The 25,413-nt window shown below is 62.2% G+C and carries 23 protein-coding genes and 1 tRNA gene; 11 read left to right on the top strand and 13 right to left on the bottom strand.

Going from position 1 to position 25,413, the window contains the following annotated elements:
* Positions 1 to 5: 5 nt before the first annotated feature.
* The 12 genes from ACX3M4_RS13415 to ubiT form a co-directional block, all read right to left on the bottom strand.
* A complete protein-coding gene (locus tag ACX3M4_RS13415) occupies positions 6 to 1,016 on the bottom strand; it encodes an FAD:protein FMN transferase (protein WP_459359051.1) in 1,011 nt (336 codons plus the stop codon).
* A complete protein-coding gene (locus ACX3M4_RS13410) occupies positions 1,013 to 1,540 on the bottom strand; it encodes a nitrous oxide reductase accessory protein NosL (RefSeq protein WP_459359050.1) in 528 nt (175 codons plus the stop codon). The genes ACX3M4_RS13415 and ACX3M4_RS13410 overlap by 4 nt, the downstream gene beginning before the upstream one ends.
* Positions 1,537 to 2,367 (bottom strand): ABC transporter permease, encoded by an 831-nt coding sequence (locus ACX3M4_RS13405; protein ID WP_459359049.1) that lies wholly within the window; start codon positions 2,365 to 2,367, stop codon positions 1,537 to 1,539. Before ACX3M4_RS13405 ends, ACX3M4_RS13410 begins: the two co-directional genes overlap by 4 nt.
* A gap of 3 nt (positions 2,368 to 2,370) precedes the next feature.
* Positions 2,371 to 3,291: an ABC transporter ATP-binding protein gene (locus tag ACX3M4_RS13400; RefSeq protein WP_459359048.1), complete on the bottom strand. Its 921-nt coding sequence runs from the start codon at positions 3,289 to 3,291 to the stop codon at positions 2,371 to 2,373.
* Positions 3,288 to 4,571 carry a nitrous oxide reductase family maturation protein NosD gene (locus ACX3M4_RS13395; protein WP_459359047.1) on the bottom strand — a complete coding sequence of 428 codons (1,284 nt, stop codon included), beginning with the start codon at positions 4,569 to 4,571 and terminating at the stop codon, positions 3,288 to 3,290. The genes ACX3M4_RS13400 and ACX3M4_RS13395 overlap by 4 nt, the downstream gene beginning before the upstream one ends.
* 3 nt (positions 4,572 to 4,574) lie before the next feature.
* Entirely contained in the window at positions 4,575 to 6,485 is a 1,911-nt protein-coding gene (gene nosZ, locus ACX3M4_RS13390; protein WP_459359046.1) for a TAT-dependent nitrous-oxide reductase, read from the bottom strand.
* A gap of 30 nt (positions 6,486 to 6,515) precedes the next feature.
* Positions 6,516 to 8,678, bottom strand: a complete 2,163-nt coding sequence (locus tag ACX3M4_RS13385) for a 4Fe-4S binding protein (RefSeq protein WP_459359045.1) — start codon at positions 8,676 to 8,678, stop codon at positions 6,516 to 6,518.
* Between the two features lie 389 nt (positions 8,679 to 9,067).
* Positions 9,068 to 10,288 (bottom strand): NnrS family protein, encoded by a 1,221-nt coding sequence (locus ACX3M4_RS13380; RefSeq protein WP_459359044.1) that lies wholly within the window; start codon positions 10,286 to 10,288, stop codon positions 9,068 to 9,070.
* 301 nt (positions 10,289 to 10,589) lie between these two features.
* Positions 10,590 to 10,979, bottom strand: coding sequence for a hypothetical protein (locus tag ACX3M4_RS13375; protein WP_459359043.1), 390 nt, complete (start codon positions 10,977 to 10,979; stop codon positions 10,590 to 10,592).
* Positions 10,952 to 11,863 carry a ubiquinone anaerobic biosynthesis protein UbiV gene (gene ubiV, locus ACX3M4_RS13370; protein ID WP_459359042.1) on the bottom strand — a complete coding sequence of 304 codons (912 nt, stop codon included), beginning with the start codon at positions 11,861 to 11,863 and terminating at the stop codon, positions 10,952 to 10,954. Before ubiV ends, ACX3M4_RS13375 begins: the two co-directional genes overlap by 28 nt.
* A 2-nt stretch (positions 11,864 to 11,865) precedes the next feature.
* The gene (gene ubiU / locus ACX3M4_RS13365; RefSeq protein WP_459359427.1) at positions 11,866 to 12,852 is read right to left on the bottom strand and encodes a ubiquinone anaerobic biosynthesis protein UbiU; all 987 of its coding nucleotides are present in this window, start codon (positions 12,850 to 12,852) and stop codon (positions 11,866 to 11,868) included.
* A 14-nt stretch (positions 12,853 to 12,866) separates the two neighbouring features.
* Positions 12,867 to 13,424, bottom strand: a complete 558-nt coding sequence (gene ubiT / locus ACX3M4_RS13360; protein ID WP_459359041.1) for a ubiquinone anaerobic biosynthesis accessory factor UbiT — start codon at positions 13,422 to 13,424, stop codon at positions 12,867 to 12,869.
* A 154-nt stretch (positions 13,425 to 13,578) separates the two neighbouring features.
* Here ubiT and ACX3M4_RS13355 point away from each other — a divergent pair, with 154 nt between their 5' ends.
* From ACX3M4_RS13355 to ACX3M4_RS13330, 6 genes are all read left to right on the top strand, one after another.
* Positions 13,579 to 15,087: a UbiD family decarboxylase gene (locus ACX3M4_RS13355; RefSeq protein ID WP_459359040.1), complete on the top strand. Its 1,509-nt coding sequence runs from the start codon at positions 13,579 to 13,581 to the stop codon at positions 15,085 to 15,087.
* Positions 15,084 to 15,668 carry a UbiX family flavin prenyltransferase gene (locus ACX3M4_RS13350; protein ID WP_459359039.1) on the top strand — a complete coding sequence of 195 codons (585 nt, stop codon included), beginning with the start codon at positions 15,084 to 15,086 and terminating at the stop codon, positions 15,666 to 15,668. The genes ACX3M4_RS13355 and ACX3M4_RS13350 overlap by 4 nt, the downstream gene beginning before the upstream one ends.
* A 163-nt stretch (positions 15,669 to 15,831) precedes the next feature.
* The gene (locus tag ACX3M4_RS13345; RefSeq protein ID WP_459359038.1) at positions 15,832 to 16,323 is read left to right on the top strand and encodes a YbaN family protein; all 492 of its coding nucleotides are present in this window, start codon (positions 15,832 to 15,834) and stop codon (positions 16,321 to 16,323) included.
* Between the two features lies 1 nt (position 16,324).
* On the top strand, positions 16,325 to 16,663 hold the full coding sequence (locus ACX3M4_RS13340; protein ID WP_459359037.1) for a FeoA domain-containing protein: 339 nt from the start codon (positions 16,325 to 16,327) through the stop codon (positions 16,661 to 16,663).
* Positions 16,663 to 19,053 carry a ferrous iron transport protein B gene (gene feoB / locus ACX3M4_RS13335; RefSeq protein WP_459359036.1) on the top strand — a complete coding sequence of 797 codons (2,391 nt, stop codon included), beginning with the start codon at positions 16,663 to 16,665 and terminating at the stop codon, positions 19,051 to 19,053. The genes ACX3M4_RS13340 and feoB overlap by 1 nt, the downstream gene beginning before the upstream one ends.
* A gap of 386 nt (positions 19,054 to 19,439) precedes the next feature.
* Entirely contained in the window at positions 19,440 to 21,275 is a 1,836-nt protein-coding gene (locus ACX3M4_RS13330; RefSeq protein ID WP_459359035.1) for a type II toxin-antitoxin system HipA family toxin, read from the top strand.
* A gap of 444 nt (positions 21,276 to 21,719) precedes the next feature.
* Here ACX3M4_RS13330 and ACX3M4_RS13325 read toward each other — a convergent pair.
* Positions 21,720 to 21,809: transfer RNA gene (locus tag ACX3M4_RS13325), tRNA-Ser, on the bottom strand.
* A gap of 801 nt (positions 21,810 to 22,610) precedes the next feature.
* On the opposite strand from ACX3M4_RS13325, the gene ACX3M4_RS13320 reads away from it, so the two are divergent.
* From ACX3M4_RS13320 to ACX3M4_RS13300, 5 genes are all read left to right on the top strand, one after another.
* Positions 22,611 to 23,210, top strand: coding sequence for a 50S ribosomal protein L21 (locus ACX3M4_RS13320; protein ID WP_459359034.1), 600 nt, complete (start codon positions 22,611 to 22,613; stop codon positions 23,208 to 23,210).
* Between the two features lie 52 nt (positions 23,211 to 23,262).
* The gene (gene rpmA / locus ACX3M4_RS13315) at positions 23,263 to 23,532 is read left to right on the top strand and encodes a 50S ribosomal protein L27 (protein WP_006933726.1); all 270 of its coding nucleotides are present in this window, start codon (positions 23,263 to 23,265) and stop codon (positions 23,530 to 23,532) included.
* A gap of 138 nt (positions 23,533 to 23,670) precedes the next feature.
* On the top strand, positions 23,671 to 24,276 hold the full coding sequence (locus tag ACX3M4_RS13310; protein ID WP_459359033.1) for a GNAT family N-acetyltransferase: 606 nt from the start codon (positions 23,671 to 23,673) through the stop codon (positions 24,274 to 24,276).
* Positions 24,273 to 24,842 carry a GNAT family N-acetyltransferase gene (locus tag ACX3M4_RS13305; RefSeq protein WP_459359032.1) on the top strand — a complete coding sequence of 190 codons (570 nt, stop codon included), beginning with the start codon at positions 24,273 to 24,275 and terminating at the stop codon, positions 24,840 to 24,842. Before ACX3M4_RS13310 ends, ACX3M4_RS13305 begins: the two co-directional genes overlap by 4 nt.
* Positions 24,839 to 25,384, top strand: coding sequence for a GNAT family N-acetyltransferase (locus ACX3M4_RS13300; protein WP_459359031.1), 546 nt, complete (start codon positions 24,839 to 24,841; stop codon positions 25,382 to 25,384). Before ACX3M4_RS13305 ends, ACX3M4_RS13300 begins: the two co-directional genes overlap by 4 nt.
* Positions 25,385 to 25,413: the final 29 nt, after the last annotated feature.

The raw sequence follows: 25,413 nt of genomic DNA, 5'->3' as shown, positions 1-25,413 counted from the left end.
CCAGCCTATCCCAGCCAGCCTGTCGTTCCATCCATGCGAACCAGGAAAGCGCGCGTCTGGGCGAAACCGGAAAGCGCTTTCGCAAGCCCGTCCTCGCCGCACACAAGCGCAGCGGTGGAAAGCCCGTCGGCCAGCGCCGCAGTCGGGGCAATGACGCTGGCGCCCAGGAGACAACCTTCCACCGGCAGGCCGGTTCTGGGATCGAGAATATGCGACCGGCGGCCTGCTGGGTCGAAGGTCGTGCCGAGCCGGGCGGAACTTGCCACCGCGGCATCGTTCAATCTGATCTTCACGGCCGCCTCCGGCCGGCCGGGATCCGGTCTTAGCGTCACCGGCCAGCCCGAACCGGTGGAAAATTCATCTTGGGGACTGCCACGAGCAGCGATTTCGCCAAGATCGACCACCATGTCCGTGCAGCCGTTTGCAGCGAGAAAAGCCGTGATCCGGTCGGTGACAAAGCCTTGCGCGATGCCGTTGAAGGTCATCGCCATGCCGGGCCGGCGAAAACGGATTTCCGCCGGCTCGATCGAGACATGCCCGAAGCCGGTGGAACTGCGCGCGGCCTCGAAGTCTGTGCCGGTGTCACCCGTCGCCAGGCGGGCATAGTGCGCCCAGAGCGGCTGCACCGTCGGATCGAAAGCGCCTTCCGTCGCCGCATGGATCCTTGCACACAGGCCAAGAAGGTCGACCAGTTCCAGCGACGGCGCATCAAGCCGTCCGTCCGCATTCAGCCGGACCAGTTCGCTCTCCGGGATGTAAAGACTGAAGATCGCTTCCAGCCGGCGGATTTCCGCTTCGATCCGGCCGAAGAGCTTCTGCGCTTTGCCGGCATCCTCGTGCAGCAGATTGATCTCCGCCCTTGCGCCGAGCGCAATGCCACGCCAGCGGTGCAGGCTAGCCTGGCCCTGCGCCAGAGCTCTGCCGGGAGGCACTGCCAATCCTGCTGCTCCGGCTGCGCAGATCCGCAGGAAACGCCGGCGGCTGACCGGCTTTGAGGTATTGCTGGAGAGCTTCATTGCGGCACCTCCTGCGTGGCGGCGGAAACATCGACGGAGTTGAGAACATAATCCGCAGGAATGTCCTTGAAACGCACAACCTTGCCGCCGTTTTCCGACACAAAGCCCCTTGCCCCGGCTTCGCTGCCGAAGGGGATGGCCTCCGGTGCGCCCATGCCGCCCGCCTGCCGGCTGCCGGTCACGAACCAGGCCGCATCCGCATCGATCCAGTTGTCGATGCCCGGCTGATTCCAGCTTTCCGCCTTCCCCATGTCGTTGACATAGATCGCGGCGATGTCCTTCGTTTCTTCCGGGGAAAGCGTGAACGCGACCGCGTCGCGGACCTGGGTGAACCAGAGCGGATTGGCAAAACCGGTCAGGTGGATCTGCGCCTTGGGGCCGTCATGCTCCAGCACGGTCATCTGGCAATAGTATCCCGCAGCTTCTGGCGTCATGGCAATTGCAGCCGGTTTGGTAACCTGGGGCTCGCCCTGGCAGGCTGCCAGAAGCGTGACGGCGAAGAGGGCAATGAGCGCGTTTTTCATGGCGCAATCCTTCTGACAAGCAGGGCCGAGCCCGCCATTGCCAGGCCGGCAAAGGCGATGAGGGAGCCAAGGGCGAGCATCGGATCGAAGGGAAGCGTTTCCGCGACACCGGCCATTCCACCGACCAGATCGCTGGCGCCGAGGGCTGCCAGGTTGAACAGGCGGAAGGCGTCGGCGGGGTTGAGCAGGATCGCGTAGGGAAAGACCTCGGCGGCAAAGACACCGCTTGGATTGGCGACGAGCGCTCCAAGCAGCGCGAGGTCATAGAGCACCACCAGGAACAGCCAGGCAGCAATCGCGGCGGCCGCGGCTGTGCGGGACTGGCGTGTCCGTGCGCTCAGCATGTAACCGGTTGCCAGGAAGCAGATCCCGAGCAGGATCGATGTCGCGATCAGGCGGACGAAATCCGTAAGGCCAGTCAGCGATCCGGACCCGGTCGCGACCAGAAGTCCAGCCGTCAGGCCGTAGCCGGCAACGAGCGCGAAGGACAGCACCAGCGTGTGACCGATCGCCTTGCCGATGAGGAATTCGAAACGGGAGATCGGGCAGGAAAGGGTCATCAGCAGCGTGCCCCGTTCCACCTCGCCGCAGATGGCATCGAAGGCGAGCAGCAGCGCGATCAAGGGAACAAGATAGACCGACAGGCTCGCCAGTGAAGCGACGGTGATGGTCAGCCGGTCGACACCGAGCGTGCCGGCGGGAGCCGAGCCAAGCAGGGCGAGAGCGAGCGAGAACACCGCCAGGATGATTGCCGCGAGCAGGATCCAGCGATTGCGGATGCCGATGCGGATTTCCTGGCCCGCGATGGTGAGAATTCTGGAAAACATTGCTCAAGCCTCCCTGTTCGCGGTGTTGGAAAAGTGCCGGTAGACGTCGTCGAGGCTTGGTGCATGGACATCGACATCCTCCACCAGGCTGCCGAGGGCGCTGATGGCCGACAGTCGCCGGACCTTGTCAGCGGCGCTGCAGTCGAACTCCACGGAGCGCCCGTTCATGCGCCCGCCACCGAGGCTTTCGCAGACCTGTGCAAGGTCCTCCGGCCGCGTCCAGACTTTCAGCCTGATCGGCAGGCCTGCCTGAGCCCTTAGCCGGCTCAGGATGTCGTCGGCAACGAGTTTGCCCTTGGAGAGGATCAGGATCCGGTCCGTCCGGGCCTCAAGTTCCATTAGGGCATGGGAAGACTGCAGTACTGTCGTGCCCTGACCGGCAATCTCGCCGATCAGATCGTAGACGTTCTGCCTTGAGATGGGATCGAGCCCGGTCGTCGGTTCATCCAGCAGGATCAGCCTTGGCCTCCCGATCAAGGCCTGGGCGAGACCCAGACGCTGGCGCATGCCCTTGGAATAGGTGCCGACCCGCCGTTTGGCCGCATCGGCAAGGCCGACCCGGTCGAGCAATGGCAACGCACTGGCGGGTCTTTCTCCCTTCAGCCTTGCATAGAAAGTCAGCACCTCCTTGCCGGTGAGCGAAGCCGGGAAAGCAACGGATTCCGGCAGGTAAGCCGTGCCGGCGCGGGCAGCGTGGCTGCCGGGAGCAGCTCCCAGCACCGAGACGTCGCCGCGGTCGCGTTTCAGAAATCCCAGCACGATCTTGAACAGCGTCGTCTTGCCAGCGCCATTGTGGCCGAGCAGGGCGACCCGTTCGCCCGGATTGAGCGAAAAGGAGACATCGTCGACAGCCTTGAGGCCCGAAAAGGTCTTGCTGATGGCTTTGAGGGCGAGGGTCGGCGAATTGAAATTAGCTTCGGTCATCCTTGAACCCCCGAATTAGGAAACGCCCGTGCCGGCGGATGCATCAGCGGGGCGGTGTCGACAATGCCGCCGGGCAGCAGCGCCGGAAATTGCGACTGGGTCCAGCGCAGCAGCTGCACGGCCGGAGACCCGACCAGTAGCTTGGCGGAAGGCTGGGTCCAGAGAACCTGGTCGATCATGTCGTTGGGCCGGTAGGACGTATCGGCGATGCCGTCGCCGTTCATGTCGAAAGCCGGATGGTCGCTCCAGTAATTGCCGCGTCCGCCGGTGCTCCAGTCGAGCTGGCGGCTGCCGACATATTTGACCTGTGTCCTGTTGCCGATAAAGGCATTGCCCTCAAAGGCGTTGTTCGCGGACCCGGCCGTGAAATGGATGCCGATGGGGCAGCCCTCGAACCGGTTGCCGCTCACGTTGTTCTTGTTGGCGTTGTACATGAAAAGGCACTTCTCGCCGCCGCCTTCCACCTGGTTGCCGCTGATCTCGGCCTGGTTGGCATAGTTCAGCATCAGGCCGTGATTGCGGTCGCCGATGGAGACATTGCCGCGCACCTTCAGCCGGTTGGAGAACATCAGCGCGTAGCCGATGTCGTTGCCGACCGAGACGTTCCCTTCGATGACCCCGTTGTTGCCGTGCATGTAGTGGACCGCGAAGCGCAGGTTCTCGAAGTGATTGGCGCGGAACGTGTCCTTGTGGCTGGCGTTGACGAAGATGCCGTCGCGGCCGAAGCGGATGGTGTTGTGTTCGGCCAGAAGATCCGGTGCGTTCCAGACATAGATGCCGTTGCCGCGTTCATTCATACGCAGGTCCTGGCGGCCCTCGATCAGGTTGTTGGAGACAATTGCGTTCCTGGCACCGTGCACATCGACGCCGGTCAGGTTGTCGAGAATGCGGTTGTTGCGAACGATTGCCCGATGCGCCTTCTTGGTCAGCTTGACGCCCGCGTCGAGGGTTTCCTGTGAGAGGCCGGAGCCGGTCAATTCAAGGCCCTCGATCACCGCGTCGGTTGCTTCCACCGTGATGACGCTGCCGCTGCCGCCGCCGGTGATGCGAGCCTTGCCTGCGCCATCCAGCGTCAGCGGCTTGTCCAGGACGACGGGGCCTTCATGGTCGCCGGGCGCAAGCCGGAGGACATCCCCGGCCTGCGTTCTTGCAAGGATTTCGGCAAGCGCGCCCTTTTCGGCCGGCACCTGCCATTCCTTGGCGGCCAGCGGTCCTGAGACCGCAAGGCTGACAAGAATCGCGGTGGAAAGACCGGACAGGTTGAAAAGGGCGCGGTGCATGGTTCAGGCGTTCCTCGGTTCCACGAACATCCGGCCGCGCATTTCCATGTGGAGTGCGTGGCAGAACCACTGGCAATAGAACCAGTGCACACCCGGACGCTCGGCAATGAAGGTCACCGACGCGGTCGCCTGCGGCCCGACCTCCATCGCAATGCCGTAGTTCGACAGGCAGAAGCCGTGGGTCAGATCGTCGATGTCGTCGATATTGGTGACGTAGATCGTCACCTCGTCGCCCTGTTTCACCGTGAACTTTTCCAGGCTGAAGGTCGGCGCGACGGAGTGCATGTAGACACGCACCTTGTTGCCGTCGCGGATGACATCCTCGGCATATTCCAGGTCAACACCGTCGGCCTCGGCTTGCTTCTTGGCGTCGTCGAAAGACGGGTGGTTGCGATCCCAGACGGTCGCCGGGTTCACCTTCGACGCGTGCACGATGATGCTGTCGTGGGGCTCGGCGAAGGTCGGGCCGTCATGAACCACCTTCATGTTGTCCGTGGAGATGTCGATGAGTTGTTCGTTTTCCGGTTTCAGCGGCCCGACATTCAGGAACCGGTCCTTGGAAAACTTGTTCATCGACACGAGCCACTTGCCGTCGGCCTCGTTGGTTTCGCCCATGGAGGTAGAGTTGTGGCCCGGCTGGTAATGCACGTCGACCTTGGAGATGATGGGGTCGACGTCCTCGCCTGCATAGGCGCGAATTGCCTTGTCGATGTTCCACTTCACAACCTGGCTGTCCAGGAACAGGGTCGTGAAGGCATTGCCCTTGCCGTCGTAGGCGGTGTGAAGGGGGCCGAGGCCGAGCTGCGGTTCTCCGACGACGGCGGAACGCGGATCGGCATTCTCGTTGAACAGCGCATCCAGCTTGGTGACATCGATGATCGAGACGGTCGGCGACAGTTTGCCGTTGATGACGACGTGCTTTCCGTCCGGCGCAGTGTTGCAGCCGTGCGGGCTGTTCGGGATCGGGATGTAGCGGGTGAACTGGGAGTTGGCTTCCTTGCGGCCGTCAACGACGGGCACACCGTTGAGCTCCTGGTAGTTGCCGGCAGCAACCGCTTCCTCGATCGCCTTGATGTTGAAGACGACGCAGTGGTCCAGTTCGCTCTCGGTCATTTCGGCAAGTGTCATGCCCATTTCCGAGTTGTAGCTCGTTGAGAAGGCGTATTTGCCCTGGTAGTCGGCGTCGGTGTTGTCGAGGTTGCCCGAGACGATCACCTGCCAGGCAACCTTCATCTCGTCGCCGTCGATTGCGGTGAAGATGCAGGAATATTGTGACGGGTCGTCAAGGATCTTGCCGTCGTTGACGAGCGGGGCCTCATGTTCGCCATTCGCGAAGATATATCCCGTGCGCGGGTATTTCTGCGGCCGCATGCCGTGGATGTCGTGCGCGTTCGGGATCTCGATGATCTTGTCGCATTTCATCGTCGTGCAGTCGATGCGGGCTACGCGGGTGTTGGCCTTGTCGTTGGCGAAGATGTAGCGCCCGTCATAGGTCCCGTCCGTGAAGGACATGTGCGGGTGGTGCAGGTCGCCATTGTCATAGGTGACCTTGCCCTGGGCAGCGAGAAACGCCTTGGTTTCCGGAAGAAGGCCTTCGGTCAGGATCTTCAGCGACTCGTTGGTCTGGCCCCATCCGGTCGCCGAGCAGCGGTTGAATACCGGTACCCGCATCAGTTCACGCATGGAAGGGAAGCCGAGGATGCGCAATTCTCCGGACTGGCCGGACGACCAGAAACCGTAATATTCGTCGAGTTCACCGGGGGCGAGTTCAAACTTCTGCCCGCCTTCCTGGGCAAAGGCAGCGTCGGCGTTGCTTAGCGCCACGGCGCCCATGCCGGCAACGATGGCGGTCTTTGCGGACCCGCCCAACAGGTCCCGGCGTGATACACCCCGTTTCTCTTCAAATTCCTTCATGGCGGATCTCCTTAGGTTGCCTATTGAAGGTTACTTGGCCGGTGCCGGCGTTTCCGCAGTGGCTTTGGTTTCCGGCTTCGCGAGCCCGGTCTGCACCTCGAACCGCCGTCTTTTCGCGAGCTTCTTGATGCAAACGGGACATTTCTGATCGTGCTGATAAAGAACCTGGCAATGCAGGCAGTTCAGGCACTCGTTGGGATTGATGTGACCTTCCGGATGGATGGCCTGGACCATGCATTCCTTGGCGCAGCGGTTGCAGGGATTGCCGCATTCCCGGTAGCGCTTCAGCCAGTCGAACATCCTGAGCCGTGCCGGGATGGCAAGCGCGGCGCCGAGCGGGCACAGATACCGGCAGTAGAAGCGCTCGATGAAGAGCCCTGCTGCCAGAAGTGCCACAGCGAAGAGAACGAAGGGCCAGGCGCGCTGGAACTTCAGGATGATCGCGGTCTTGAACGGTTCGACTTCGGCATAGTGTTCGGCAATGTCGAGCGAATAGAGGGACAGGCCGAAGAGACCCAGGAAGATGATGTATTTCACCGGCCAGAGGCGTTCATGGAGACCCCAGGGCACTTCGATCTGCGGAATGCGGCAGAGTTTGGCGATCCGGTTGGTCAGCTCCTGCAGTGCTCCGAAGGGGCAGAGCCAGCCGCAATAGGCACCGCGTCCCCAGAAGAGCAGGGCAGCGGCAACCGAGAACCACAGCAGGAACACCAGCGGGTCCATCAGGAAGGCGTCCCAGCTGAAATCGCTGGTCAGGGCCGAGAAGAAGGCCAGCACGTTGACGACAGAGAGCTGCGCATTTTCCATCCAGCCGAGCCACACCAGAGTGAAGGTGAGGAAGCCGATGCGGAACCAGAAGGTGAAGCGCTCGTTTTTGGTCACCTGCATTTGGAAGAAGAACACCAGCGTCAGCACCGCGACCGCCATGCCAAGAATGATGACGTCCACCTTGCGGTCGTTCCAGATCCGCCGCCAGAGCGCCTGGACACCTTCATCCTTGCCGGCCGAAACAGTGTCGCTCGAGCCCGAGGCAACAACAGGCACAGTCGGTGCAGTTGTCTTAAGGTAGGCGTCTGGCAGACGGTAACCGAGGTCGAAGGTCAGGAAGACCTTGTCGATGGGGCCGACAGGCCGCTGCACCAGAAGCTGCAGGCGGAAATCCTTTGCCGGATCGAAGCCTGAATCGGCCGGTATGATGAAGAGGTCCATCTCCGTAAAGGCCGGGGCACCGGCCGCCGCGATCGTTCCGACACGCGTCTGCTGGCGGTCGTGGAAACGCACCGAGATGTCGTCCTGGATCAGCTGGATCCGGTCGAAGATGCCGCCGCGCACATAGCCCGAGCCCTTGAAGGAGTAGCGGCCGCGGCCCGTCACAAGAAGAGCATGTTCGCCGTCCTTGAGCCGCTTCGTCAGGTTGGCATATTCCGCGTCGCCCAGGAGCGACAGGCCGATGGAAGGCACGTCCGCGAGGGCGAGATAAAGGTCGATGAACGTATCGGTTTCCGGCCCTGCTTCCGGGCGTTTCAGTGCCCTTGGATCGCCCTGCCGCCGGAAGGCTTCGTTGATTTGTGCGACATCAAGGGAAAGGCGCCGCACCGAACCATCACCGGTCAGGGTTGACCAGTCGCTGATTTCCCTCTTCTCAGGATCAATCTCCTTTTGAGGGCCCTGGTCGGCGATGTCTGGGGCAAGGCCACCCAGCCCAAGGGCGCGCGCAACCTTGAGGCCGGAGCGGATGATGGAATCGTCGATCACCATGATGGTCACGGTGGCGCCGGAGATGATGTCGAGGTCGTGAGCCGAACCGCCGCTGGCGGCTTCCGCCTTCAGATCGAGCCCCGCATAACCTTCGGTCACGGCGCGGATCTTCGCATCCGGAATGCCGATCAGGACAATGGGTTCGGAGTGCTTGACCAGCCGGACACCGGTGATGACCGCGTTCTTGTCGACGCCGACCAGTGTGTGGATCGGCTTGCCGGAATAGCCGGTGGTGGAGACGAAATCGGAGGTGAGATAGACCCAGCCCAGGGTTTCGCCGTCCTTCAGCGCGGGCACGACCGGCACATCGCCATTCAGCGGGCCGAATATGTCGGCGCCGGGGACCAGATCCGCCGGCTGCACCTTTTCCAGAAAACCGCCGACCAGAGCTTCCGCCGCTTGCACACGCGGCATCGCTGCCAGCACCGCAAGCATCAAAAGGCTCAAAAGGCTGAACCGGAAAATGTGACGGGGACGACCCACAGGCAACGCTCCAGAAAATCGTGTTGTTTCTCTTGGGGAGCAGTTGTGGGGCAACTGGGCACCGGACGCTTTGACGATAGTCAAGCAAGCGGAAGTGTTTTGCGTTCCGGGCCTAGCGGTCGCGCCGGAGGTGGGAGCAGCACGATTTGACCACACTCATCAGGTCGTCTTCCCGGACGCAGCGAAGCGAAGATCCGGGACCGGAGAGCCGGGGCCCAGCAACTGAAAGCAAGCACATAGCAGGTCCTGTGCTACCCAGCTCGCGCTGCGCTTGGCCGGAATGACTGCGGTGAGGTTGATTCATCGATCATCTGGTCCGCCACTTTATAGGGCGAGGCGATCTATTTCCGCTGTCTGGGCTGGGTAAGGATCGGATAATAAACCCAGGAATAGAGCCCGAAGGCCAGGATCCAGAGACCGCCCGACAGCAGCATGGTTTCGAAATAGCCGCAGACCGGGATGGCGAAGGCACGCACCAGCGCCGCGGCGATCAGGGCGGCATAGGCCGCCACGATCGGCCTGGAAACGATAAGCGGTCGCCCCGCATGGCCGAGCGATGCCCGTGTCATCATCGCAAGTGTCATGCTGCCGATGGCACCCGCTGCCAGCAGATGCAGTGCCGCAGTCTCCTGCCAGAAGCCAGTCAGCAAGGTCAGGCCGTAGAGCAGGTAAGCGGTTCCGAGCAGCAGGAACGCCACATGCAGGATCCAGAGGATCGGATCGTTGCGGGTTGCAAAGCCCCGCCAGCCGGCAAGACGCAAGAGCGTGACAATGCCGGCCGCCAGGCAAATCCAGCCGAGCACGGCTTCGGGCACATAGGGCAGGCATCCGAGCGCGGCCAGAAGAGTTAGAAGGATGCCGGACCTGTCCAGCCAGGGGCGCGAACGGGGCAGGGCATCTTCGATCCCCTTCCGGAGCAGCGCGTTGCGAGTGAAGGCGGGAACGACACGCCCGCCGATGACGGCAATCATCGCGGCGCTGGTGAATATGCCGAGCCGGACACCGGCCTCGGCGTTGCCGCCCGTCCAGCCGATCCAGTCGAGATGCATCATCAGGTTTCCGGCAAAGAGCGCTGTCAGAAGCGCCAGAAAGACCATGTTTCGCGCCTGCGACTTCTGCGCCAGACGCCCCAGAACGGCTGTAGAGAGAACCGGTACGAAGGCGAGATCGACCGCCGCGACGAGGAGAGGATCTAGAGCGGCGGAAAACCAGACCGCCAGCCGTCCGGCCAGCCAGATCAGGCCGCTGAAGGTGACAAAGGCAGCACCCGTATCCTTCGTTCCGGTCCAGCTCGGTACCGCCGTCACGAAGAAACCTGCCATCACGGCGACCGCATAGCCGAACAGCATTTCATGCGCGTGCCAGAGCTGTGGCGCCATGGCGATAGGAATCGTTGTCAAACCTCTACCTGCAGCCTGAGCAGCAAGCCACGCCGTCCAGACGGACATCGCCAGCACCGAGAAAAGCCCGGCGGAGAGAAAGAAGAACCGGAACCCGGCGGTGAAGACCGTCGGCACCCGGAACGGTGTTCCCTGGTCCTTTGAGGGAATGCTTGCTGTCATGGTGATGCCCCCTGCAGGAAACGGGATATGCGTGACGGCCAGGAATATCCCGGGCCGGTATAGGGGCATGGTCACAGGGTTGAAATCCGGATGTCTTGACTATCGTCAAGTTGCTGCGCAGCTGAGAGGTGAAGACCTGCATAGCTTTTGGAGATCTGCGTCTCACCGCCACGTCATCCCGGACGCAGCGAAGCGGAGATCCGGGACCGGAGGGCCCCTGATTTCCTTTTGGGCTCCCCGGTCCCGGCTCGCGCTGCGCTTGGCCGGGATGACGAAAGTGGCGTTTGGGAAGGCTGGAGTTCTACCGGCCCTCTTCGGTAACTTTCGCCAGCGCGACAAGATGTCCTGAGCATCTCGACGCCAGACTTGAAAGGAAGAGAAGGCTTTCCGCGTGATCGCGCAGCTCCTGGGCGGAAAGCGGGCTGGTGGCGATCTGCACAAGATCCGTCAGGAAAGAGATGCCCGAGGCAAGTCGCTGGTAATCGGCCGAGATTTCGCGCGACAGGTCGGCATGGGTCTTCAGCCGGTGCCAGGCCTCGATTGCCCGGATCGTCCTGTCGAGCTCGCTCTTGCAGCCGCAGGGCATGTCGAGGCCGGCCAGTTCCCGGTGGATCTGTTCCAGCAGGTGATCGCCCTCGAGTACCGTGGGACGTCCGGTGTCTGTCAGATCGGCAGCGCTGTCTTCTTCCATCCCGCATCTCCTGCAAGATAAGCGTTGCTGAGCGGCCCGGGCAGATCCAGGGCCTCCAGCTTCGCCTCGAATTCGTGGCTGTCCATGCCGCCGTCGAGAAAGCTTCGGAACAGCCGGGCGACTGTGACCATGTCCGTCGTGTGGGGTGAGAGGCGAAGCCGGCGGATACCCGAAGCCGCCAGGTGTCCGCCGGTCAGTCCCGCCACGTGACAGGTGTCGGACAGCGTCTGGATGCCGTTGGCGGCCAGGAAGCGGCGTCCGTCCAGCGTTTCCACCAGCATGCCATCTGGATCCTGGTCACAGACGAACTGGCACGAGTCCTTGCGCAGCCCGTGTGCCCGGGCGTGATAGCAGCGCGAGGAGAGCGCCAGCGGCAGCCGGCCAAAGGCAAAGAGTTCGATCTCCACCTCCGGCACCAGCGCTGCAATTTTCTGGATCGAGGCAAGCGGCAGCTCAACCGGCGGGCACCAGGCGTCAGCCCCGCGAGCAGCCAGCAGGGCAAGGCTCGCCTCGTTGTAGATATTCAGGAACGGCCCGGCCGTGAAGGCCCGGCCGGCGCGGGCAGGCAGCATCGACATGTCGTTGATTTCTATTGGCAGGTCATAACCCACCTGCTGGCGTAGGATCTCCCGCTCGCGCTTGTTGACCGGTTGGGCAAGCGTCGACAGCACCACTTTCTTTCCCGCAGCCGTCAGCCGGTCGAAAACCTCCGGCCAGACCGGATCGGTGAAGGGCATGCGCTTGCCGCACACGACCTCACCGAGATAGGCGACGTCGATATCCGCCTCGTCCGCGATGCGGGTGTAGAAGTCGAGCAGCCTCTCCGCCGGCCAGTTGAAGAGGCAGGGGCCGAGGGAAAGGTCAATCCGGGGCACGTCCGTCATGGTCACCGCCAGGTCTTTTTGTAGGAACCGGCGGTCTCTTTGCCGCCTTCGGAAAAGGCTTTCAGCGCCGCGATGGCCGGTGTCGGGTCACCGCCGCCGGAAAGACTGTCGACGGCCTTGCGGAAGGCGCTGACGACACCCGCGATATAGGCCTTGCCGCGCTGGCGGCCTTCGATCTTCAAGGCGGTTACCCCCGCCCTGGAAAGATCGCCAAGCAGTTCGAACGCGTTGAGGCTGACGGGATCTTCGAACAGGTACCCGGTCTTGCCTTCTGCAGAGAACTGCCCCTTGCAGAGCGTTGGATACCCGGCGGCCTGTCCGGCCTCGAAAGTGTCGATGGTGAAACCGCCGAGCCGGGCAAGCAGCTTGCCCGAGGCGTCCTGGTGGTAGTCGACATGGTCGGGCGGCGAGCAGACGCCGGTGAGGTTCGGTGACTTGCCTGTGGCATAGGAGGAGAGCGAACAGCGCCCCTCCGTCATCACGCAGAGCCCGCCGAAGACGAAGACCTCCGTCTCCACATCGATCTCCCGGTTCAGCGCCGCGATCTCGGGCACCGACAGCACACGTGGCAGGACCACCCGTTTGACGCCGAAGGTCTCGGCGTAAAACCGGATTGCCTCGGGCGTGTTGGCGGCCGCCTGGACGGAAAGATGAAGCCTGAGGTCCGGATGCCTGTTTGCGGCATGATCGAGGACGGCAAGGTCGGCGGCGATGATGGCATCGGCACCGCAGCGGGCTGCCGTATCGGCGGCCGCGGTCCACAGGGTGACGTCGCCTGCCCGGGCGAAGGTGTTGATGGCGACAAGAACCTTCGATCCCTTGCGATGGGCATGGGAGATGGCCTCGGCGAGCTCCTCGGGGGTAAAGTTCAGACCCGGAAAATTCCGCGCGTTGGTCTCGTTGGCAAACCCGCAATAAATGGCGTCGGCACCGGCGTCCGCTGCTGCACGCAATGCGGCAGGCGTTCCAGCAGGGCAAACCAGTTCCATCGGTCGCGGCCCGGTCATGACAGGTGCCGGTTGGTGTTGGCAGAGGAGGCGGATTTCTGCGCATAGGCCCGCACCTGCCCCAGAAACCGGTCGCTCAGCGCATTCACCCAGCCGGCCGACTTTCCGCTGAGGCCGAAGAATTCGCCCGGTGTCAGATCGGCTTCTTCCAGTGTGTTGCGCAGGGCCAGCACATGTTCCGTCCGTCCTTCGATGCGAAGATCCCGGCTGAAGAACAGGGCGTCGCCATCGTAGGTGCCGTCCAGAAGACCCAGGAGAACGAGGAACGGCGCCCGCACCACCGCAGCAGCGTTGTCGATCCGGTTCTTGTCGCAGATCCGCACGCGCGACTTCGCCGGGTCGAGGGAGAGCAGGAACGCATGCGGCATGTCGTCCGGCACGATGGCGATCGGCACCCGGACGACGTCCCCGAGCCGGCGGATAAGATCCGGCCGACGCGCGACAAGCCGCCTTGTCAGTGTCGACAGCAGTGCTTCCATCGGTGGTTTCGGCAGCGGCGCAATGAGCGTGGAAACGAGGGGCGGCAGGGTGTCGGAAGAGGGCTGTGGTTGCATCCGGGTCTCACTTTCTGTGGCCGGACCCTAGTCCGGATGCCCCTGCCACCAACTTGACAAAGGTCAAGGCGGCTGGCAGCCGTTCTGACGATATCCCGGACATCCTGAAGCGCGTTGCAAGGCGCGTTGACCTCTCGAAGCAAATGAGAAGTCCATGACCGGCCGCGATCTTCCGCCTTTCCCCGACCTGTGCAGGTTTCTTGATTTTCTGGAGAAAGAGGGCGAACTGCAGGCCCTGCAGTCACCGGTCGATCTGCACCTTGAGGCAACAGCCCTGCATCGCAAGGTGATCGGCAAGGCCGGTCCGGCTGTGCTCCTCACCAATCCCGTCCGGGCGGGCAGGGGCGGTTTTGCCGCACCTCTCCTCGTCAATCTTTTCGGAACGGCGAAGCGCGTCGCCAACGGATTGGGGCTCCATCCCGAAAGCCTGCCGGATCTCGGAATTTTTCTGGCATCGCTGCGCAGCCCGCAGCCGCCAGCGTCCTGGCGGGACGCCCGCAAACTGTTTCCGGTGGCAAGGGCTGGCCTCAATGCCCGGCCGAAGACCGCAGGCCCTTCAAGGGAGCTTTGCCGCGTCGATCCGGATCTGACGCAATTGCCTGTCCAGACCTGCTGGCCCGGCGATGCGGGGCCGTTGATCACCTGGGGCATGGTGGTCACCCGCGCACCGGGCACGGACGACCCGAAGAGCTACAATCTCGGCATCTACCGCATCCAGGTGCAGGGCCGCGACCGGGCAATCCTGCGCTGGCTGCCGTTTCGCGGCGGCGCCCAGCATCACCGGCAATGGATCAGGGCGGGTGGAAAGATGCCGGTTGCCGTCGTCATCGGCTGCGATCCGGCAACCCTGCTCGCCTCCGTCATTCCGGCGCCGGGAAATGTCAGCGAACTTGCCCTGGCGGGCATCTTCAACGGCGCTCCGGTAAGGCTTCAACCCTGCGACAGCATCGACCTGCACGTTCCGGCGAGTGCCGAAATCGTCCTGGAAGGCGAAGTACGGCCGGGTGAAACCGCGCTGGAAGGCCCCTTCGGCGATCATACGGGCTACTATAACGAGGCCGCTTCCTATCCGGTCTTCCAGCTGACGGGCATGAAGATGCGCCGGGACGCGGTTTACCTCTCCACCTTCACCGGCCGGGCTCCCGACGAGCCGTCGGTGATCGGCGAGGCCATGCAGGATCTTTTCCGTCCGCTGCTGCGCCAGGCCATCCCGGAAATCCTTGATGTCCATCTGCCGCCTGCGACCTGCTCCTACCGGGTGGCGGTGCTGAAGATCGACAAGTCCTATCCCGGGCAGGCGCGCCGCGCAATGATGGGCTTCTGGTCGCTGCTGCCGCAATTCTCCATGACCAAGTATGTGATTGCCGTCGACGCCGATATCGATATCCGCAGCTGGGACGACGTCATGTGGGCGGTCGCCACCCGGTCCGATCCGGAGCGCGATCTCCTGATCTTGAACAATACACCGGTCGACCAGCTCGATTTTGCCAGCCCGCGCGAAGGTCTCGGCGGCAAGCTCGGCATTGATGCGACGATCAAGATCGGTGCGGAAACGGCACGCACCTTCGCTGAGAAACTGACCATGCCCTCCGGCGTGGAGGAAAGGGCCGGCAGACTTTGGGCACAGCTGCAACCGGCCGGGATGCTGGAGCCCCTGGCATGACCCGGCCGCAGCGTCTCGTCCTCGGCATTTCGGGAGCCTCCGGCGCGGCAATAGCGCTGGACCTGCTACGCCTCGCAAAGCCCCTTGGCATCGAGACCTTCGTGACGGTGACCAAGGGGGCGGAACTGACCATCCGCCATGAGCTTTGGGAGGGTGCGCGCAGCGAGATCCAGGACCTGGTGACCGCGGAATATGCAGTCGGGGATATTGCGGCGCCGATTGCCAGCGGCACCTTTCCCGTGGACGCGATGATCGTCGCCCCCTGTTCCATGCGCTGCCTTGCCTCCATTGCCTACGGGACCGGCGAGGGGCTGTTGGTCCGCGCGGCAGATGTTGCGCTCAAGGAACGCCGCTGCCTCGTCCTGCTGGCACGGGAAACGCCCCTTCACGAGGGCCATCTGGAAGCCATGCTCAAGGTGACAAGGATGGGGGCCGTCGTCTCGCCGCCCGTGCCGCCCTTTTATACCGGCTTCTCGAACCTTGAGGACATGACACGCCAGATCGCCGCCCGCGCGCTGGCAACGGCAGGCTTCGATACCGGGGACAATCTGCACCAGTGGCAGGGCCTGGCAGAACCCTGAGCCTCAAACCGAAACCGGTGTTCCGTGGTCGCAGACTGCCTTGGCTCCGCCTTGCAATTGAAATTCATTCGCAAAAACTGCTGCTGCTTGACGAAAGTCAAAACAGGGCAGCCGGCCTCTCGATAAACATGAGCATGTTGCTCCAGTTTAAGAGGCTTCCCCCTTGAAACCAGCTTTGAAAATCATTGCCCCGTCGGTCAAACGCACCGCTTGGCGAATGCTGGGGTTCCTGGCTCTCGGCCTTGGCGGCCTTGGCGCGGTGCTGCCGGTTCTGCCGACGACGCCGTTCGTTCTTCTGGCTGCCTTTGCCTTCGGCAAGAGCTCTCCCGGCCTGCAAAAGCGGCTGGAAGACAGCCGGATGTTCGGCAAGGCCATCAAGGACTGGCGTGCCAATGGCGCTATCGCCCTGCGCTTCAAGCTGCTGGCGATCGCGATGATGACCGGCGTCCTTTGGCTCAGCGTCGCCCTGTCCGTTCCCGTTGCCGTGCTGGGGGTGCAACTAGTCTGCATGACTGGCGCGACGGTTTTCCTTTTGCGCCGACCGGGCGCCGTCCGATCCATCCAGGTGCGGCAAATGCCGACCGAGGCAACCGGCGACGTCCGGCTTGCCCGGGTTTGCACCGTCCGTTCTTCATCTGCCCAAAGAGAGGTCTGAGATGTCAGACAGTGTTTTGCACGCCTCCACGAATGCGCAAGGGTTTGCTGAGACAAGGCCCAAGCCGGAAGCGGCGGCGCTCACCCTTGCGGCGGCCGTGCCCGGCCGGGCCTATCATGTCACCTCGCTCGGCACTTCAAGACAGTCTCAACTGGAACTCCTCTCGACAGGTCTTGCGCCTGACACGGTACTTCAGCTTCTGCGGGGGGCTGGGCAACGCCCGCGCATCGTAGCCTATGGCGAGAACCGAGCTGCAATAGGCGCGGACCTTGCCTGCGATGTCTGCCTGCAGCCCTGCGGCACGAATTGCGGATGTCCACGTCCGGTGGAGGCAAACTGATGGGATGCTCCAGTTGCGCCGCGCCCGGCTGTGCCAAACGGGATCTTCTGCCCTGCGCGCCCGCCCGCTACCGGGTGTTCCTGCTCGGTCCGGCAAATTCCGGCAAATCGACCCTCTTCAACATGCTGACCGGCGCAAGGCAATTGATCGGCAACTGGCCGGGCGTCACCGTCGATCGCAAGAGCGGCACGGCGGATATAAGAGGGCTGGCGGTCGAGTTCGTCGACCTTCCCGGTGTTTCCAGCCTGTCGGCACCGCAGGCCGAACGGATCGACGAACGGGTCGCCCGTGACGCCCTGATCAACATGCCGCATGACGCGCTGGTCGTCGCCGTCGACCTTTCCGCCCCCCATCGGGGCCTTTCCATGCTGCTGCAGGCGAAGGGCAACGGCGTGCCGGTGGTCGCTGTTCTGACCAAGGCCGACTGCTGGACCGCGCTTGCGGTCGATGCCGCCGCGCGCATCCTCACCGAAGAAACTGGCGTTCCCGTGGTTCCGGTTTCCGGCCGCACCCTTGCCGGTCTCGATCAGTTGCATGCGCAGCTCGCGGCCGCCTTGCAGCTTAGGGCAGACGGCGGGTCATCGGCGGTTAAAACGGCGCTTCCCGCCAATGCGGCCAGCGCTCTGGAGAAGATGCGCCAGGCGCTGGAGGGACGGCCGGCCTATGAAGACGCCAACACCGTCGCCGCTTCCCGCCGTCTGATGGAACGGGACTGGCTGACGGAACGGCGCGCCGGCAAGGATCTGCTCGAGATCCGGGACAGGCTTATCGAGAAGGCCGGTCTGGTTGACGGCGTTCCGGTCGATCAGTATCTGGCGGACGCGCCTTTGGCACAGGCAACCGCTCTGGTTCGCCAGATCGACATGCCGCCGCCGGTTGGACGCAGGTTTCTCTCCGACCGCTTCGACCGTATCGCCTTGTCGCCCTGGTTCGGTCCGGCGCTGTTCCTGGGCGTGATGTATCTCCTCTTCTTCCTGACGATCAACTTCTCCGGCGTCTTCATCGACCTCTTCGACGGTCTCGGTCAGGCGGCCTTTGTCGAGACGCCCGCGCTTCTGTTTCATTGGCTTGGCCTATCCGGCAGTGTCGCGGATGTCACCGTCGGGGCGACGGGCACCGGCATCCAGACGGTCGGTACCTTCGTTCCCGTGGTCGGCTTCCTGTTCCTGTGCCAGATCTTTCTGGAGGAGAGCGGCTACATGACGCGAGCCGCGGTCGTCGCCGACCGGCTGATGCGCCGTCTCGGTCTTTCCGGCCGCGCCTTCCTGCCACTGGTACTGGGTTTCGGCTGCACCATCCCGGCGGTTCTGGCGACCCGCACCCTCGACACGCGCGCCGAGCGGATCCTGACGTCCATGATGGCGCCCTTCATGTCCTGCGGCGCCCGCCTGCCGGTCTACGCGCTCTTTGCAGCCGCCTTTTTCCCGGTGGGTGGCCAGAACGTCGTCTTCGCGCTTTATCTCATCGGCATTGCCGCAGCCCTCTTCACCGGCTGGATGCTGGCGCCGAGGCTGACGCTGAAGCAGCCGCGCCCACTGGCGATCGAGTTGCCGGTCTACCAGATGCCGCCGCTCTCCCGCGTCCTGCGCCTCTGCTGGGCCCGCATCCGCCAGTTCGTTTCCGAGGCCGGCAAGACCATCGTCATCGTCGTGGCACTGCTGTCTTTCCTGAATTCCGTCGGGCCGGACGGCAGCTTCGGCAACGAAACCGGCGGAACCTCCGTTCTTGCGCTCACTGCGCGGCAGGTGACACCGGTTCTCGAACCGATGGGCGTCAGTCAGGACAACTGGCCCGCCGCCGTCGGGCTAGTCACCGGCATGTTCGCCAAGGAAACCGTGGTCGGTACGCTGCAGTCGCTTTATGCCTCGGGTGAAGATGCGGCCGACGGCGCACCGCGTCCTCTCGAGACGGCCACGGATGCGTTGCTGGCACTTGGCGGTTCACTGGCAGGGCTCGCGGCGGCCGCACTGGATCCGCTTGGGCTTGATATCGGCGACATTTCAACCTTCGAGGTCGCCGCAGCCGAACAAGATGTTTCTGCCTCTGTCTTTGCCGAAATGAGCCGCAACTTCGGCAACGGTACGGCCGCATTCGCCTATATGCTGGCGGTGCTCCTCTATATTCCCTGTGTTGCGACGCTCTCGGCCATCGCCCGCGAAATCGGCACCTGGTGGGCCGCCTTCGCCGCCGGCTGGACGACCCTCGTCGCCTATGCGGGTGCCACAATCGCCTTCCAGGCCGGCACCTTCCTGCAGCATCCGGGTTCGTCGTCCTTCTGGCTGGCGGCGATGATGGGATTAGTGGGGCTGGTCTTCGCAGCCTCCAGGCACCTCGGAAAGCCCAGGAATCAGCAGGCGATGCCTTTCAACGCCACCATCGGCCAAGGCTGACTATCGGAAGATCTAATGCTCTACGACCGGCCATGAAATTGGCCGGTCTGCACATATGAGCGCGCTGAAAAGAAATTGGGGGCACCACTATGCAGGGGCGGGCCTATGCAGGACTACAGTGATTTTTGAGAAGAGTGGCGGATAGAGAATTCGCTGACCTTCGACCCGATCCCTTTCCACTTCAGGGCAGAGCCCTTCGGCTTATAAGCGTGGTGGGACGCTAGCCCCGGTACTGCTGCACCGTGCCTTGGTCCAGACCAGAGGGGACGGACGATGTTGATATTCCAACTTTTGCGTAGGTGAAATACGCGAAAGTTAGAAGCTCTCGACATTTGAAGTGAAGAATTATAACTTTCCCGCAGGTGAGACACGCGAAAGTTAGAAAATTGCTCTATCTCGTCGGCGAAAACCTTGACAAAACCCGTGCCCACTATCAGGCCGAAACCGGCAAGATCGTGCAGCTCATGCGCGGTATCTATGTCGATGCCGACACCGATGCCGACACCGATGTGCTCAGGCATGCGATCCGGATCGCCCGCTATCTCTATCCGCGTGCCTATCTCTCTGCCGCCAGCGCCATCCTGCTCGCGCCGACGCGTGATGGCCGGCTCTTTATCAGCGGGCCGCGAAACCAGCGCACCCGGATCAGGACCCTGGAAATAATCCAAAATGTTGCACCCGACCACCCGGCTGTTGCCAGCGCCACCATCGCTGATGGGCTAGGAGAGTTTCGAACCAACGTCTCGTCCATTCGTCAGCGCTTTCTCGAAGCCTTCCGGCTACGCAGCGAACACGCTGCCTCAATCGATGAAGCAATGCGCGCCGACATCGCGCAGCGGCTGGTAGCCGAGTATAGTGATCCTAAAGCAGCCGCTGATGCACTCTGGGCGCTCGCTCGTGAAAACAAATGGTATCGCGAAGGGGAACTGGCCGAACGCTATCTGCTCCATACACCAGCTGAGATTGCGGTTCGCAATGAGGCGGCACTCAAATTCACCGTCGCCTGGCATGGGACCCACATCGGGCATCTCTCGTATGACGGCTTTGAATGGCGCTGGAAGCCAGACAAGGGGTTCGACCTGCCGTTGATCCAACAGCGCGTTCCCGGCAAGCTGCCGCCCTTCATTCTATCTCTTTTGCCCGAAGGGTGGCTGGAGCGTGTCCTTAAGGAGAGTGACGAGCGCGGCGTTCTGCGCTCGGGCAAACGCTACATGTCAAATATCACGATCAGCACAAAGGCTGCCGAACTTGACGCCTTGCCCGCAGATGTTCTGGTCAGTCGTCTAAACGACTTCAAAACCGGCGGCGTCTTCACCGGTACCTATGCCGGACCAAGCCGCGGTGACATCGAGCAGAGCTTCGAAGAAAAGCTCGCGCGCCTTTACGCCTGCGCCGACACACCGCGGCTGTCCGGTGTGCAGATCAAGGCGCCGATGTTCCTCAAAGAAGACGGTAAACTTATTCCGAGTACCGGCCTGCCTTTTACGCACATACTCAAGCCTGCCGGAACTAGCGGCTTTCAGGGGCTGCCGGTGATCGAGTTTCTCGCTATGACGCTTGGCCGCCATGCCAGTCTCGACGCGCCGCCAACGGCGTTGACCGCTATGCCGGACGGCATGCCGCCGGCGTTGATTGTCGAGCGCTTCGATATTCGCACTTCAAAAGATGACACGCGGCGTCTCGCGCTCGAAGATTTGTGCTCGGTTCTCGATCTTCCCCCCGAAGCCAAATATGACGGCACCATTGAGCGTATCGCCCGCGCCGTCAGACCGCTCTCGACCAATCCCGAAGCCGATCTGGTGCTGGTGCTTAAGCGCGCATTGTTCGCCTGGCTCATTGCGGATGGAGACATGCACCTCAAAAATCTCGCGCTGCTCAAGATCGCGCAGCCGGGCGCAGGTAGCTTTGAGACCGTGGGGCTCGCGCTGCTCTATGATGCCGTCACCACGGTCGTCTTTCCTGGCCTTGAACATGACCGAATGGCCCTGAAGATAAACGGCAAGGATAATCGCCTGCGCCGCGCTGACTTCCTTAAAATGGCAGCGACGGCTGGCCTGACTGCCACGGCAGCCACCGAGGCGATCGAAGAGTTGCTTTCAGGACTGCGTGCGGGCCTTGACACAGTCAGCATCCCAGATGTCGCGGGCATAGACGATGACATAGCAGGTAAGGCCGAGCGGATGCTCGCAATTTGTCGAGAGCGCGTCGGCGAATTCGAATGAAGTTGGACCTGTGACAACAAGGAGTTCAACCTTGTTAAATCATGAAAGTTGGGCTCCCTCATGACGGGGGGAGACTGAATATCCGATTCCTTACCCGATAATACCCGATTTACTCAATCGTTTTATCGACAAGGAAGAAGGGCCTGTCCCTGGCCTATGAGAAGAGCATCGCGTCTTCGGAACGCGACAAACTTCTGCTCGCTGAAAAGCGCCAAAATGCGGGAGACAAGAAGGTGACCTTCGAGGAAATATTCGAACCAGCCTTCGACGTTCTCGCAAACCCCTCAAAGATTTGGCAATTAGGCAATCCGAGTTGTGAAAACTGGTCCTGAGGCTGACCTTTGCGGTCCATCTGGCATGGTGCCCGGAATCGGGGGTTCAAAACCCGAAAACCACATTGCCGTTCAAGTTGTTAGGAGAAGATATATGCCCCTATTGAGCGAATGGCGGAGAGAGGGGGATTCGAACCCCCGGAACGCTTGCGCGCTCAACGGTTTTCGAGACCGCCCCGTTCAACCACTCCGGCACCTCTCCGCGGTACTTGCGATAACGGGTCTCAAGTGGCGCGGAACATAGACACAGTCTTCGCTGGCTGCAAGCCCGGATTTGCAGGAAATTTTCAGGTTGTGGATTAGGCTGTTTCAGACAGGAGTTCCGCAGGAAAACATTAGAGTTTCAGCCGGATTTTCCTCATGACTGGTACATTCGGGATGGCGGTCCGCGGTCCGTCAGGCGTGACGGCAGGTGTCCCTGCAAGGGGTGCGCGAAGTCGGCCCGGGTGACAGGAGGTCCTTGTGGGTAACCGCAAACGGTCGTCGGAACGAGACCGGGCAACGGGGCGGTCGGCCGAGTCCCTGCAGGCCCGGAGACAGTCCGTTTGACCGCTAGGACCGCGCCAGTGAGCGTCGGGCAACACGGCGTTCCGGATGAGAGAGCTGTCTTGAGAACGGTCGGAAAAGAACCTAAGACGACCGAGAGACCGACACGGGACTGGCCAGAGACCGATGCGAGAGCCGGCACGAGACCGGTGGGCCTTCCGCCAACAGATTCAAAAAAACCGGCACTTTTCCCTCTTTCTATCGGGATTTCCGTTTGACAACGGGCTTTGTCCGACTATATTGCGCGGGCTCGAAAAGGTTCGCTTTTTCGGGATTTGATTGTCGTTCAAGGCCTGCCGGGCTTTAAAGCTTCACGCGCAACCCGACACAAAGACTTGTCAATCAGGCTTCAAAGGCCTGGAGGGACAGGCGCCTCGGTTCGACCCGAAAACAGCCAGAGGGCAGGTTTAACACCCGCTTTCGGCGTGTCAAAAACGAAAAGAAGGACGTGCGAGACATGTTCGCAGTGATCAAGACCGGTGGCAAGCAGTACACTGTTGCCGCCGACGACCTCCTGAAGGTCGAAAAACTCGAAGCCGAAGCCGGCAGCACCATCACCTTTGAAGAGGTTCTGATGGTCGGCAACGGCACCGACACCACCGTCGGCGCTCCGCTTGTGGAAGGCGCAACCGTGGTTGCGGAAGTGGTCGAACAGGGCCGCAACCGCAAGGTCATCATTTTCAAGAAGCGCCGGCGTCAGAATTCCCGCCGCCGCAACGGCCACCGTCAGTCTTTCACCCTCGTCAAGGTGACCGATATCCTGACCGGTGGTGCAAAGCCGGCCAAGAAGGCAGCGCCGAAGAAGGCAGCGCCGAAGGCCGAGGAAACTGCTGAAGCCGCACCAGCTGCTGCAGCAGAAGGCGACGACCTGAAGAAGCTTGACGGCGCCGGTCCGGCCGCTGTGAAGAAGCTGAACGAGGCGGGCATCACCACCTTCGCTCAGGTCGCAGCCATGACTGCTGAAGACGTCGCACGCGTTGAAGAAGAAACCGGCCTGAAGGGCAAGTTCGAACGCGGCAACTGGGTTGAACAGGCAAAGGAACTGGCTGGCAACTAAGCCGCCGCTCCCGAACCGTTAAGAAGTATTCGAAGAACGAGGAGTTCTCACGATGGCACATAAAAAGGCAGGCGGCTCGTCCCGCAACGGCCGCGACTCAGCCGGCCGCCGTCTCGGCATCAAGAAATTCGGCGGGGAAGCTGTGATTCCCGGCAACATCATCGCACGTCAGCGTGGCACCACCTGGCATCCGGGTACCGGCGTTGGTATGGGCAAGGACCATACCATCTTCGCGACCGTGGAAGGCAAGGTAGAGTTCCAGGCGAAAGCCAACAAGCGAACCTACATTAACGTGCTCCCGGTAGCGGAAGCAGCGGAGTAAAGCCGACGTGAAGTTTCGAAACGCCGGCGTCCCGTAAGACCCCGGCAATTCGAGACAGGTCAGCAATCCGACCGGTCAAAATTGAAGGGGGAGATGGGGCGCCATCTCTCCCTTGATTTGTTTTGGCTGGAGGAAAAGATGGTTGTTGAAAGTGACGGTTTATTAGACGAGAGCAGTCTGGTTGCGGCCCCGTTGCCGCAGGAAGCGGTCCGTGTGCGGCTCGACAAGCCGCGGCTGGACGATTTGGCCGACCTGGTGTTTCTGGCCAACAACAAATCCGTGGCGGCGAACCTTGCCACCATGCCTCATCCCTTCTCCCTCGACGACGGCAAGGCGCTGGTCACAAAGGCTTCGCTCATTCTGCCGAGCACGGCCTGTTTCGCCATCCGCCTGAAGAGCACCGGTCGGCTGATCGGGATCGCGCGTTATGCCAACGTGGAGCCGGGCGGCCCGATCCATGTCGGCTACTGGCTGGGCCAGCCCTTCTGGGGCCAGGGCCTTGCGACCGAAGCCGTGCATGCGCTGGTCGACCACGCCTTTACCTATAACGACATCGCCGAGCTGCAGGGCTCGTGCCGCGTCACCAATCCGGCCTCGCGCCGGGTGCTGGTCAAATCCGGGTTCCAGTATCGCGATCAGAGCATGATCCGCTCGCTTGCGGCGGGCGGCTCCGTGCCGATTGAACGCTACACGCTGGAACGCGCTGTCTGGAAGTCGCTCAAAGGGTGGGGGCAAGGACGATGAACACGTTACCTGAATTGAAGACGCGGCGCCTGGTTCTGCGGCCGATCGCCATGACGGATGCCGATGCCATGGTGCAGCTGGCAGGCCGCGATTTCGAGGTAGCCCGCTGGCTGACCTCCTTCGCCTGGCCCTATGAGGAGGGGACGGCGGAGACCTTCCTGAAGACGGTTGTCGGCAAGGACCCGTTCGAAACGGAAGCGCTTTTTGCCATCACACTCGGCGGAGTGTTCATTGGTGTCGTGGCCATCCAGCCGCCTGGCGATCTGGATGACCTGGCCGATCTGCCAACTATCGGCTACTGGCTCGGCCGCGCCTTCCAAGGGCACGGCTATGCCAGCGAGGCAGTGGAAGCGGCGCTCGACTGGGCTTTCGAGGCTTTCGGCACCAATGCCATCGCTGCGCGGGCCTTCGAGGACAATTTCCGCTCCCGCGGCCTCTTACGCAAGATGGGTTTCAAGCCCTATGCAATGACCGAGCGGTTCTCCAAGACGCTCGACCGGCGGGTTTCCAACGTGATCGTCCGTCTGGAGCGGGCCGACTTCGAGGCGCGGAAGGAAGCGGCATGACTACGCCCGTCATCGAAACGGGCCGGCTGGTTCTCCGGGCCCCGCGCCTGGAGGATCTGGACCGTTGCGCGGAGCTACTGGGCGACTACGAAGTTGCCAAGATGCTGTCGCGGGTGCCTCACCCCTACGACCTGGATGAAGGCCGGAAAAAGCTGCAGAACTCGATTGCGCGCTGGACCGACTGGCGGCAGACGGACGACCTGGCCTTCCAGATCGACCTTGAAGGCCGGTTGATCGGCGGCTTCGGCTTCAAAAAGTTGCGGCAGACCCCCGAGATCGGCTATTGGCTGGGGCGGCCCTATTGGGGCAAGGGATATATGAGCGAAGCAGCGCAGGCGGCGGTCGCCTGGCTCTTCGGCAATACGGATCACCAATTGATCGCCTGCGAAGCCATGACGGAAAATCCGGCATCGCTGAGCGTTGCGAAGAAGATCGGGTTCCGCGAGGTTGGGGAAGTGGGCTGCGCGAGCCTGTCGCGCGGCGGCACCGTGCCCGCCATCCGCACGGAATTGACACGAACAGAGTTTCTGAACGGCCATTGATCAGGGGATCGGGCCTGAGACGGAACGAA

The organism is Roseibium sp. M-1, assembly GCF_054515675.1.
The sequence above is the reverse complement of the archived record's forward strand: the minus strand, read 5'-3'. Positions and strand labels throughout refer to the sequence as shown.

Coding starts and splice junctions, on each gene's coding strand:
- ACX3M4_RS13395 (WP_459359047.1), bottom strand. CDS start 4,571: ATGCACCGCGCCCTTTTCAACCTGTCCGGTCTTTCCACCGCGATTCTT.
- ubiT (WP_459359041.1), bottom strand. CDS start 13,424: ATGCAACCACAGCCCTCTTCCGACACCCTGCCGCCCCTCGTTTCCACG.
- ACX3M4_RS13380 (WP_459359044.1), bottom strand. CDS start 10,288: ATGACAGCAAGCATTCCCTCAAAGGACCAGGGAACACCGTTCCGGGTG.
- ACX3M4_RS13410 (WP_459359050.1), bottom strand. CDS start 1,540: ATGAAAAACGCGCTCATTGCCCTCTTCGCCGTCACGCTTCTGGCAGCC.
- ACX3M4_RS13305 (WP_459359032.1), top strand. CDS start 24,273: ATGAACACGTTACCTGAATTGAAGACGCGGCGCCTGGTTCTGCGGCCG.
- rpmA (WP_006933726.1), top strand. CDS start 23,263: ATGGCACATAAAAAGGCAGGCGGCTCGTCCCGCAACGGCCGCGACTCA.
- ACX3M4_RS13340 (WP_459359037.1), top strand. CDS start 16,325: ATGTCAGACAGTGTTTTGCACGCCTCCACGAATGCGCAAGGGTTTGCT.
- ACX3M4_RS13300 (WP_459359031.1), top strand. CDS start 24,839: ATGACTACGCCCGTCATCGAAACGGGCCGGCTGGTTCTCCGGGCCCCG.
- ACX3M4_RS13320 (WP_459359034.1), top strand. CDS start 22,611: ATGTTCGCAGTGATCAAGACCGGTGGCAAGCAGTACACTGTTGCCGCC.
- ACX3M4_RS13350 (WP_459359039.1), top strand. CDS start 15,084: ATGACCCGGCCGCAGCGTCTCGTCCTCGGCATTTCGGGAGCCTCCGGC.
- nosZ (WP_459359046.1), bottom strand. CDS start 6,485: ATGAAGGAATTTGAAGAGAAACGGGGTGTATCACGCCGGGACCTGTTG.
- ACX3M4_RS13355 (WP_459359040.1), top strand. CDS start 13,579: ATGACCGGCCGCGATCTTCCGCCTTTCCCCGACCTGTGCAGGTTTCTT.
- ACX3M4_RS13385 (WP_459359045.1), bottom strand. CDS start 8,678: ATGCTTGCGGTGCTGGCAGCGATGCCGCGTGTGCAAGCGGCGGAAGCT.
- ACX3M4_RS13415 (WP_459359051.1), bottom strand. CDS start 1,016: ATGAAGCTCTCCAGCAATACCTCAAAGCCGGTCAGCCGCCGGCGTTTC.
- ACX3M4_RS13400 (WP_459359048.1), bottom strand. CDS start 3,291: ATGACCGAAGCTAATTTCAATTCGCCGACCCTCGCCCTCAAAGCCATC.
- feoB (WP_459359036.1), top strand. CDS start 16,663: ATGGGATGCTCCAGTTGCGCCGCGCCCGGCTGTGCCAAACGGGATCTT.
- ubiV (WP_459359042.1), bottom strand. CDS start 11,863: ATGACGGACGTGCCCCGGATTGACCTTTCCCTCGGCCCCTGCCTCTTC.
- ubiU (WP_459359427.1), bottom strand. CDS start 12,852: ATGGAACTGGTTTGCCCTGCTGGAACGCCTGCCGCATTGCGTGCAGCA.
- ACX3M4_RS13405 (WP_459359049.1), bottom strand. CDS start 2,367: ATGTTTTCCAGAATTCTCACCATCGCGGGCCAGGAAATCCGCATCGGC.
- ACX3M4_RS13310 (WP_459359033.1), top strand. CDS start 23,671: ATGGTTGTTGAAAGTGACGGTTTATTAGACGAGAGCAGTCTGGTTGCG.
- ACX3M4_RS13375 (WP_459359043.1), bottom strand. CDS start 10,979: ATGGAAGAAGACAGCGCTGCCGATCTGACAGACACCGGACGTCCCACG.